This window comes from Ralstonia sp. SET104, assembly GCF_003851545.1.
Classification (GTDB): Bacteria; Pseudomonadota; Gammaproteobacteria; order Burkholderiales; family Burkholderiaceae; genus Ralstonia.
In genome coordinates this window covers 1-493 of sequence record NZ_BHVX01000046.1, presented here as the reverse complement: position 1 = coordinate 493, position 493 = coordinate 1, and the positions used below count along the sequence as shown (strand labels likewise).

Annotated in this window: 1 protein-coding gene; it reads right to left on the bottom strand. The window is 60.2% G+C overall.

Annotation, left to right across the window (positions count from 1 at the left end):
• Positions 1 to 404, bottom strand: a 404-nt coding sequence (locus PSUB009319_RS22740) for a transposase domain-containing protein (RefSeq protein ID WP_185453545.1), incomplete at its 3' end; no start/stop codon positions are given.
• Positions 405 to 493 lie beyond the last annotated feature (89 nt).

The window sequence follows — 493 nt, the reverse complement described above, 5'->3', positions numbered from 1 at the left end:
AGCGTGGTGCCATCCATGGCCCACAAGCTCAATCCCTTGAAGGTGTGGCGTGCTGCGTCTTGCTCTCGCCATGCTTGTGCCGTGCGCTCGAACAGCCAGGCCATCGGTGCATCACCCAAGCGCTGCCGAGCTTGAGCGATGGCGCTCTTGCTGACGAACGTGGCGTCGTGGGGCAACACCAGATCCAGACTGTCGACCACCTCGCTGATTGACCAATGGCGGTAGATCGCCAGGGCGATGACCAGCCACACAACCTGCTCAGCCGGTAAGCGTCGGCGACGTATGCTGGCACTGCCCGTGGCAGCGATGGCCTGCTCGATCCACTCGTGCGGTAAATGCTCGCCCAGCCGACTCAGGTCGGCGGGCGCTGCATCCAGCACGAAGGTCAGGTGGTCGCTCAGCATCGCGACCAAAGTTAACAGCCTGCCGCTCTGTTTACAACTCCAAGCCCTAAAAACAAAAATGCCGTTCAGGTCTTAACTGAACGGCATTA